Raw genomic sequence first — 8,327 nt, forward strand, 5'->3', positions numbered from 1 at the left:
CGCGCCTGGGGCGAGCGGATGATGCGCCTGTCGCGGGCCGGCATCCCCACCCTGTTGCTCATCGGCAACCACGACATCGCCCCGGCCGAGCACCGCGCCCACACCCTACAAGAGTTCGCCACGCTGGCTGTGCCCCACATCCACGTGGCCGACAAGCTGCACCTGTGGCGGCCGGAGGAGTTGGGCGCGCCGGTGCAGGTGTTGGCTCTGCCCTGGGTCACGCGTAGCCGCTTTCTGGCCCGCCATGACATGAGTGGCAAGACGCACGAGGACGTGCACGACGCCATCCTCGAGCGTATCTACGATGGTCTGGAGACGGCGCTGACCCGCGACGTAGACCCGTCGCTGCCACTCATCCTGACTGCGCACGCCAGCGTGCAGGGAGCGAGCTACGGCAGCGAGCGCCTGGTTATGCTGGGGCAGGAACTCGTCTTGCAGCGCGGTCTGGTGTGCGACCCGCGCTTCGACTACGTGGCGCTGGGCCACATCCACAAGCACCAGAGCCTCAACGAACAGCCGCCGGTCGTCTACCCCGGCTCCATCGAGCGCATTGACTTCGGCGAGGCGCACGAGTCGAAAGGGTACGTGCTGGCCGAGATCGAGCGCGGCCGGGCGACGTGGCGCTTCGTGCCGCTGGAGACGCGGCCGTTCATCGACCATCCCATTCGCCTCGACGGAGCAGATGGGTTCATGGACATCATCATGAAACAGCTGCCATCCGCCGAGCGAATCGCCGGGGCCATCTGCCGCTTGCGACTGGAGTACCCCTACGAGCAGGAGGCGCTGCTGGACGAGCGCGCCATCCGCGAGCGCTTCGAGGGGGCGTTCGACCTGCGCCTGGTCAAGCACCGCACCGGCGACAAGCGCGTGCGATTGCCGGAGGGTATTGCTGTCGAGTCCCTCTCGCCCTACGAGCTACTCATCCTGCACTGGCAGACCGCCAACAAGTCCGAGGCCGAAGTCGAAGCGCTCGGCCAACTCGCCCAAGAGGTGCTGGGCTTTCAAGCAGGGACCAAGGGCTAGGGGTTGGGGGCTAGGGAAAGAGCGCTCTTCCCCTAGCCCCCAACCCCTAGCCCCTAGCCCCTATTTTCCGCCATGATCCCCCACGAACTCCGCCTGACCAACTTCCTGTCCTACCGCCAGACGGCGGTCATCGACCTGCGCGGCGTGCAACTGGCCTGCATCTCCGGGCTGAACGGCGCAGGCAAGTCGAGCATCCTGGATGCCATCACCTGGGCGCTATTCGGCAAGTGCCGCGTCGTCAGCGATGACAATCTGGTGAACCGCGCCGCCCCGCCGGGCGAGGCGGCCGAGGTCGTCTTCATCTTTGAGCTAGAGGGCGCGATCTACCGCGTCATCCGCCGCAAAGCGATCGGCAAGACGACGACGCTGGAGCTCCACGTGCGCGGCGACGAGGGTGAAGGGGAGGCGCGCTGGCGTGTGCTGACCGAGTCGAAGCTGCGCGAGACGGAGGCGGCCATCGAGGCGCTGCTGCGCATGAATTACGACCTCTTCACCAACGCCAGCTTCCTCTTGCAAAATAAGGTGGATGAGTTCGCCAGCACCGGCGCGACGCGGCGCAAGCAGATCCTGGCCGAGGTGTTGGGCGTCGACCGTTGGAACGAGTACAAGGAGCGCGCCACCGAGCGGCGTAAGGAGACGGAGCGGCAAGCAGCCGTTGCTAACGCCCAACTGCTCGACGTGGAGGCGGAGTTGGCCGAGGAACCGGAGCGCCGCCGGGCGCTGGAACTTGCCGAGGCCCGGTTGGCCGCGCTCCAGACCCAGGCCCAGGCGCAGGAGGCGCTGGTGCAGACCCTGCGCCAGAACCGGGCGCTGATCGAGCAGCAGCGGCAGCAGGTGGCGCGGGTGGCGACCGACCTGACCGGGGCCGAAGAAGAGCTCCAGCGCGTCGAACGGGCCGTATCCCAGCGCCGGGCGCAACTGGAGGAGTACCGGGCCGTGCTCGACCGCCGGCCGGCGGTCGAAGCCGCTTTCGCCGCCTACAACGCGGCCGAGACCGCCCTGGCCGGCTGGGCGGAGCGCGCCGAACAGCACCACCGTCTGCGCGGCGAGATGGCCCCGCTGGAACGGGTTATCGCCGCCGCCGCCGCCCGGCTGGAGCAGCAACAGCAGGAGTTGGAGGCGCGGCAGGCGCGGGCCGCCGCGGCGGCGGCCGAACAGGCGGCGCTGGCCGACAAGCTGGCCGCCGGCCAGGCGCGGCTGGCCCGGCTGGCGCGGCAGATGGATGAGGCGGCCCAACAGGAACAGGCGTGGCGCGAGGCGCGCGAGACGCTCCACGAGGCGCACACCAACCGGCGATTGTGGGAACAGGAGTACGCCACACTGGAGGCGCGCGCCGGCGACATCGCCCGCTGGGAGGCGGAACAAGTCCAGTTGCAGCGGAGCTACGACCTGGATCGGGCCGCGCTGGAAGCGGCCGTGGCCGATCTGCGCGCCATCGCCGACCAGCGGCAGCAATTGGCCGACAAGCGCGCGGAGCAGGCCGCTCTGAAGAGCGAGCAAGAGCGCCTGCGCGAGGAAATGGACGACAGGAAAGCCCGCATCGCCCAATTAGAGGCCGAGACGGGCCAGGATTGTCCCCTCTGCGGCCAGCCACTTAGCGAGCAACACCGCGTCCAGGCGATAAGCCAGCTTGAAGCCGAGGGCAAACAGCAGGGCGATAAGCACCGCCGCAACCGCCCCCAGCTCGACGTGTTGGACAAGGAAATCGCCGCGCTGGAAGCTGCCCTGAAGCGGCAGCCGACCCTGGAGCGGGAGCGCGATCGCAAGCAATCGATAGTGGCCAAGGCCGAGGCGTATCTGAACAGCATAGAGGCGTCGCTGCAGGCATGGAAGGACGGCGCGGAACGAACCCGTCTGGCTGAACTGAACGCCCGGCTGGCGAACAAAGCCGAGCTAGATGAACTGGAGGCGCGCGTCGAGGCATCGAAATCGGCCGCCGAGAGCGCCCGTCAGGTGACCCGCGAGTACCAGATAGTTCAGGCGCAGGTCAGCAAGGACGAGGCCCGTTGCGGCGAACTGGAACGGACGGCGACGGAGTGGGAACAGACGCACCGCCCGGCCCTGGAAGAGACGCGCCGCCGGCTGGCCGAGGAGGCGTTTGCTGAGGAGGAACGCGCGGCGCTGGCCGTGGTCAACGCGCGGCTGGCGGCGGTAGCCTATGACGCCGCGGCCCACACGGCGGCCCGCGCGCGGTTGAGCGAGTTGGCCTCCGCGCCGGTCGATCACCGCACATTGCTCCAGGCCGAGTCGGCGGTGAAGCCGCTGAGCGACACGCTGGAGGAGAGTTTGCGCCAGCGCGAGGCGCTGACCGGCCGCGTGGCCGATCTGCGCGCCCGGCGCGAGGAGGGCCGGCGCGCCCTGGAGGCGTTGCAGGCCGGCGGCGGCGATCTGCGCGAGGCCGAGGCCGAGATGGCGCGGCTGCGCGATGAGGTGAGCCACGCCTCGCAAAGTATGGGCGCGATGCGCCAGCGGGTCGATATACTCGACAAGCAGCGTCAGGAGCGGGAGCGGTTGCAAGCGGAGAAGACAGCGTTGGCCGGTCGCGTCGCCCGGCTGAAAGAGCTGGAAGTGGCTTGCGGCACCAACGGGGTGCAGGCGCTGCTCATTGACCTGGCCCTGCCGGAGATCGAGGAGCACGCCAATGAGTTACTCTACCGGCTGAGCGGCGGGGAGATGCGCGTCACGTTCGCCACACAGCGCAAGCGCAAGGGTAACGACGACCTGATCGAAACGCTGGATATCAAGATCGCCGACGGCGCGGGCGAGCGGCCCTACGAGAATTACAGCGGCGGCGAGCAGTTCCGCGTCAACTTCGCCATCCGTTTGGCCCTGTCCCAGGTCTTGGCGCGGCGGGCCGGGGCGCGGTTGCGCACGCTGGTGATCGACGAGGGCTTCGGCAGCCAGGACCCGGAAGGGCGGCAGCGTCTCGTCGAGGCCATCAACACCGTGCAGTCGGAATTCGCCTGCATCCTGGTCATCACCCACATCGACGAGCTGCGCGACAAGTTCCCGGCGCGCGTCGAGGTCGAGAAGACGGCTGCGGGGTCGCAGGCGTCGGTGGTGGCCGTTTGAGAATACGGGGGAATAGAAAGCGCAGCGCACTTTCTATTCCCCCGCTCCCATCTCAGGCATCGACTGCTCGATGGACTCCGGCGACTCGCCGGCGGCCAGACGGCCGGCCACCTCGTCGAACTCATCGCCCATGTCCTCGCCCATCTCCTGGCTCATCTCGCGCATGAAACGGCCCATCGCCCGGGGGTCTTCGTCCAGGCCGTCGAACGCGCCGCCGTCCATCATACGGTCCAGCCGCTCCCCTTCCGGCCGGCCCAGAGCGACGCGGCCAACACGCCGCTTTAGCTCGGCGCTGCCGCAATGGGGACAGGTGGGCGCGGCCCGGTCATACTCGGCGAAGGACATGAACAGGCGGACGCGCCGGCCGCAGGCGCGGCAGTTGTATTCATAGACGGGCATTTTTTTCCCTCATTACTTACCCACCCTTTGCGCGAAAGTTGTTACAATGGAGCATTATACGGCCCGCCGCCGCGCCGCGGCAACCAGGGCCTTTGTGTGGTAGGGGCGCACCGGCGTGTGCGCCCTGGGGCAGACACGCAGGGCTGCCCCTACTACACGCGATACTGGGAGCGAATTAACGATGCAAGACAACTTGTACGACTGTCCGGAATACCCGCTGCTACTCATCCTCTCCGGCCCCTCCGGCGTGGGCAAGGACACCGTGGCCCGGATGCTGATCGAGCGCCGGCCGGACAGCTTCTACTTCGTGGTGACAGCCACCACCCGTCCGCCGCGCGACAACGAGCGTGACGGCCTCGACTACTTCTTCGTCAACTTCGACGAGTTCGCCCACATGATCGAGACGAACGAACTGCTGGAGTATGCCATCGTCTACAACGACTACAAAGGTATCCCCAAGCAGCAAATCCGCGACGCCCTGGCCAGCGGGCGCGACGTCATCCTGCGCGTCGACGTTCAGGGGGCGGCCACCGTTCGCCACTTGATCCCCAACGCCATCTCCGTCTTCCTGACGACGCGGACAGAAGGGGGACTAGTGCGGCGACTGCATCAGCGCAAGCAGGACACGCAGGAGGGCATGGCCCTGCGCACCGCCACTGCCCGGCAGGAGATGAAGCGGCTGGCGGAGTTCGATTACTGCGTTGTGAACCCCGAAGGCCGGCCGGAGGTGGCCGTGGAGCGGGTGTTGAGCATCATCGACGCCGCCCACTGCCGCACCCATCAGGAGCCTGTCCGGCTGTAATCCGACGCAATGCCTGTAGGGCGATTTGTCAAATCGCTCCCTCCCACCCTAGACCATCTCTGGAACTTGGCTATAATCCAGCCCGTTGTCCGCGCCTGGCACAACGACCTGGCCGGCGCCGAACCGGACCGGTCGCCGATGGGCGCGTTCCGTTTATCGGGAGACCACACCAAGCTCAGAAGGAGAGAAGCACATGTGGGTTAAGAAAGTTGCCTTGTTGTTTGTCTTGCTCCTATCGCTGGCCCTGGTGGCCTGTGGAGGGGGCGCTGTCGAAGAGCCGGCCGCGGGCGAAGCCCCGGCTGAGGGCGCGGCCGAATCGACGGCCGAAGGCGCGGAAAGCGGCGAGACCTCGGCTCTGCCTGACCTGGGTGGCCGGGAGATCACCATCGCTCTGGAGAACGCCTATCTGCCCTTCAACTATATTGACCCAGCGACCAGCGAGCCGGCCGGCTGGGACTATGACGCCATTCGCGCCATGTGCGAGTTGCTCAACTGCACCCCGGTCTTCGTCGAGGCGGCGTGGGAAGGCATGATCCAGGCTGTGGCCGATGGCCAGTATGACATGGCCGCCGACGGCATCACCATTACCGAGGAGCGCCGCCAGGTTGTTGACTTCTCCGACGGCTATATCAACATTGACCAGCGTCTGCTGGCGCGCGCCGACGAGGCGCGTTTCGACTCGGTGCAGTCATTTGTCGACAACGCCGAATTGATCATCGGCACGCAGACGGGCACGACGAACTTCGAGACAGCCTCCGAACTGCTGCCGGCCGAGCGTATCCAGGCTTTCGAGCAGTTCTCCTTTGCCGTCCAGGCGCTCCTCGCCGGGGACGTGGACGCCGTTATCCTCGACGAGACGGCCGGCCAGGGGTACATTGGCGTCAATGCCGACCAATTGAAGCTGGTCGGCGAGTCGATGTCCAGCGATCAGCTCGGTTTCGTCTTCCCCAAGGGTAGCGAGTTGGTCCCCGCGTTCAATGCCGCGCTGGCCGAACTGCGGGCCAACGGCACGCTGGATCAGTTGGCGGAGAAGTACTTCTCCGATGCGTTTAGCATTACCTACGAGGATTTACCAACACCCACGCCCGCGCCCTAACCTCTCGGGTAACTCAAGTCGCATCTATTAACCACAAAGACGCCGGGACGCTAGACCCGGCGTCTTTGCATTTGGCGCGAGCGGGGTATCATTGGGCGCGGCGATTGAGCCGCGTCGTGGCGCACATTACGAATAAACGGAGGATCCATGGCAACCGAGGTGCAAAGGATAGAGGTGGATAGAGGCGGCATTCAGTGGCACCGCTCGCCCTGGTGGCTGGTAGCTATTATCGGCTTCCTGGGGCTGATGCTCCTCCTCATCTTGACCAACGAGGATTACCGTCGGGCCTTTGACTTCATTCGCGGCGGTTTCGGCGATGTCTCGGGGCTGGAGGGAAGCGGTCTAGAAGGGCTGATCGGCGCCGGCATTACGGTCACCATCTATACGACGCTAGTGGCCTTCGGTATCGCTTTGATCGTCGGCCTGCTGGCCGGTTTGGGGCGCGTCAGTCAGAACGTGGTCATCCGCAACGTCGCCATCACCTACATCGAGTTCATTCGCGGCGTGCCGACGCTGGTACTCATTTTCACCGTGGCCTACGTCATCGTCCCGGCCGTCGCCGATGCGATTGGCATCTCCGGCCAGAGTATCTCGCCGGCCACGCGTGGCATTGTCGCGCTGGCGACTATCTACGGCGCGTTTCTGGCCGAGGTGTTCCGGGCAGGCATCGAGTCGGTCCCCCACGGCCAGACAGAGGCGGCGCGCTCGCTGGGGCTGAACGGCGGCCAGGCCATGCGCTACGTCATCCTGCCCCAGGCCATCCGCAACGTCCTGCCCGCGCTGGGCAACGACTTCATTGCCATGCTTAAGGACTCTTCGCTCATCTCGGTGCTGGCCGTGCGCGATATCACCCAACAGGCGCGCCTCTACGCCGGCAGCACCTTCCGCTTCCGCGAGAGCTACCTGGTGTTGACCTTTCTCTATTTGACTATGACCATCGTCCTGAGTCTGGGCCTGCGCTGGTATGAAAGGAGACTCCATCAAGATGCTCGATGACGCCCCCACTCCCCACGTTCTCGGCGATGAAATCATCATTATCGAGAATCTATACAAGACTTTCGGCAACGTCAGGGCCGTCTACGACTTCAGCATGACGGTGCGCCGCGGCGAGGTAGTGGTCATCGTCGGGCCGAGCGGTTCCGGCAAGAGCACCGTCCTGCGCTGCATCAACCACCTGGAAACGCCCAGTCAGGGGGACATCTACATTGACGGCGTCCACCTGGAGGACAAGAAGACGGACATCAACGCCGTCCGGGCCGAGGTCGGTATGGTCTTCCAGCAGTTCAACCTGTTCGGCCACCTGAGCGTGCTGGACAACATCACCCTGGCCCAGCGGCTCATCCGCAAGCGCAGCCGGGCCGAGGCGGAGCGCATCGGCATGGAGCAACTGGAGCGCGTCGGCATCCCGGAGAAGGCCCGCGCCTTCCCGCGCCAGCTCTCCGGCGGCCAGCAGCAGCGCGTCGCCATCGCCCGCTCGCTGGCGATGAACCCCAAGATCATGCTCTTCGACGAGCCGACCAGCGCGCTCGACCCGGAAATGATCAAGGAAGTGCTGGACGTGATGCTCGACCTGGCCCGCGGGGGCATGACGATGGTCGTGGTGACGCACGAGATGGGCTTTGCCCGCTCGGCGGCCGACCGTGTGGTGTTCATGGATCAGGGCTGCGTGGTCGAGACGGCCGCGCCCAAGACACTCTTCAACAACCCGCAGCATGAGCGGACGAAGTTGTTCTTGAGCAAAATCATCAGTCATTAAAGCTCGGTGCGATCCACTTGCTGAAGTGGGTTGCACCTGTAGCTAAGTCATTATTCGAAAGGTATGGTAACAAATGCGAGTTGCCGTTCATCAATACCCATGAGGGAACAGAACTGGGCGAACGGCAAGATATCCAACCAGTGAACGGCTGCTTCGGCTACGGCATGGAGCGATTCGTA

General features: G+C 65.5%; 7 protein-coding genes. 6 read left to right on the plus strand and 1 reads right to left on the minus strand.

Features of this window, described 5'->3' with window-relative positions; genetic code table 11:
• On the plus strand, positions 1 to 1,023 hold a 1,023-nt coding region (locus ACE3UY_RS00885; RefSeq protein WP_374685672.1), incomplete at its 5' end, for an exonuclease SbcCD subunit D.
• A gap of 72 nt (positions 1,024 to 1,095) precedes the next feature.
• The gene (locus tag ACE3UY_RS00890; protein WP_374685673.1) at positions 1,096 to 4,095 is read left to right on the plus strand and encodes an AAA family ATPase; all 3,000 of its coding nucleotides are present in this window, start codon (positions 1,096 to 1,098) and stop codon (positions 4,093 to 4,095) included.
• Positions 4,096 to 4,128: 33 nt separating this feature from the next.
• On the opposite strand, the gene ACE3UY_RS00895 is transcribed toward ACE3UY_RS00890, so the two are convergent.
• On the minus strand, positions 4,129 to 4,494 hold the full coding sequence (locus ACE3UY_RS00895) for an FmdB family zinc ribbon protein (protein WP_374685674.1): 366 nt from the start codon (positions 4,492 to 4,494) through the stop codon (positions 4,129 to 4,131).
• A gap of 181 nt (positions 4,495 to 4,675) precedes the next feature.
• On the opposite strand from ACE3UY_RS00895, the gene gmk reads away from it, so the two are divergent.
• From gmk to ACE3UY_RS00915, 4 genes are all read left to right on the plus strand, one after another.
• On the plus strand, positions 4,676 to 5,296 hold the full coding sequence (gene gmk, locus ACE3UY_RS00900; RefSeq protein ID WP_374685675.1) for a guanylate kinase: 621 nt from the start codon (positions 4,676 to 4,678) through the stop codon (positions 5,294 to 5,296).
• 193 nt (positions 5,297 to 5,489) lie between these two features.
• Positions 5,490 to 6,392, plus strand: a complete 903-nt coding sequence (locus ACE3UY_RS00905) for a transporter substrate-binding domain-containing protein (RefSeq protein ID WP_374685676.1) — start codon at positions 5,490 to 5,492, stop codon at positions 6,390 to 6,392.
• A 147-nt stretch (positions 6,393 to 6,539) separates the two neighbouring features.
• Positions 6,540 to 7,388, plus strand: coding sequence for an amino acid ABC transporter permease (locus tag ACE3UY_RS00910; protein WP_374685677.1), 849 nt, complete (start codon positions 6,540 to 6,542; stop codon positions 7,386 to 7,388).
• Positions 7,378 to 8,148 (plus strand): amino acid ABC transporter ATP-binding protein, encoded by a 771-nt coding sequence (locus ACE3UY_RS00915; RefSeq protein WP_374685678.1) that lies wholly within the window; start codon positions 7,378 to 7,380, stop codon positions 8,146 to 8,148. Before ACE3UY_RS00910 ends, ACE3UY_RS00915 begins: the two co-directional genes overlap by 11 nt.
• The last annotated feature ends 179 nt before the right edge of the window (positions 8,149 to 8,327 follow it).

Source organism: Promineifilum sp. (SeqCode), from assembly GCF_041918635.1.
Lineage (GTDB): Bacteria > Chloroflexota > Anaerolineae > Promineifilales > Promineifilaceae > Promineifilum.

Coding starts and splice junctions, on each gene's coding strand:
- gmk (WP_374685675.1), top strand. CDS start 4,676: ATGCAAGACAACTTGTACGACTGTCCGGAATACCCGCTGCTACTCATC.
- ACE3UY_RS00895 (WP_374685674.1), bottom strand. CDS start 4,494: ATGCCCGTCTATGAATACAACTGCCGCGCCTGCGGCCGGCGCGTCCGC.
- ACE3UY_RS00915 (WP_374685678.1), top strand. CDS start 7,378: ATGCTCGATGACGCCCCCACTCCCCACGTTCTCGGCGATGAAATCATC.
- ACE3UY_RS00905 (WP_374685676.1), top strand. CDS start 5,490: ATGTGGGTTAAGAAAGTTGCCTTGTTGTTTGTCTTGCTCCTATCGCTG.
- ACE3UY_RS00890 (WP_374685673.1), top strand. CDS start 1,096: ATGATCCCCCACGAACTCCGCCTGACCAACTTCCTGTCCTACCGCCAG.
- ACE3UY_RS00910 (WP_374685677.1), top strand. CDS start 6,540: ATGGCAACCGAGGTGCAAAGGATAGAGGTGGATAGAGGCGGCATTCAG.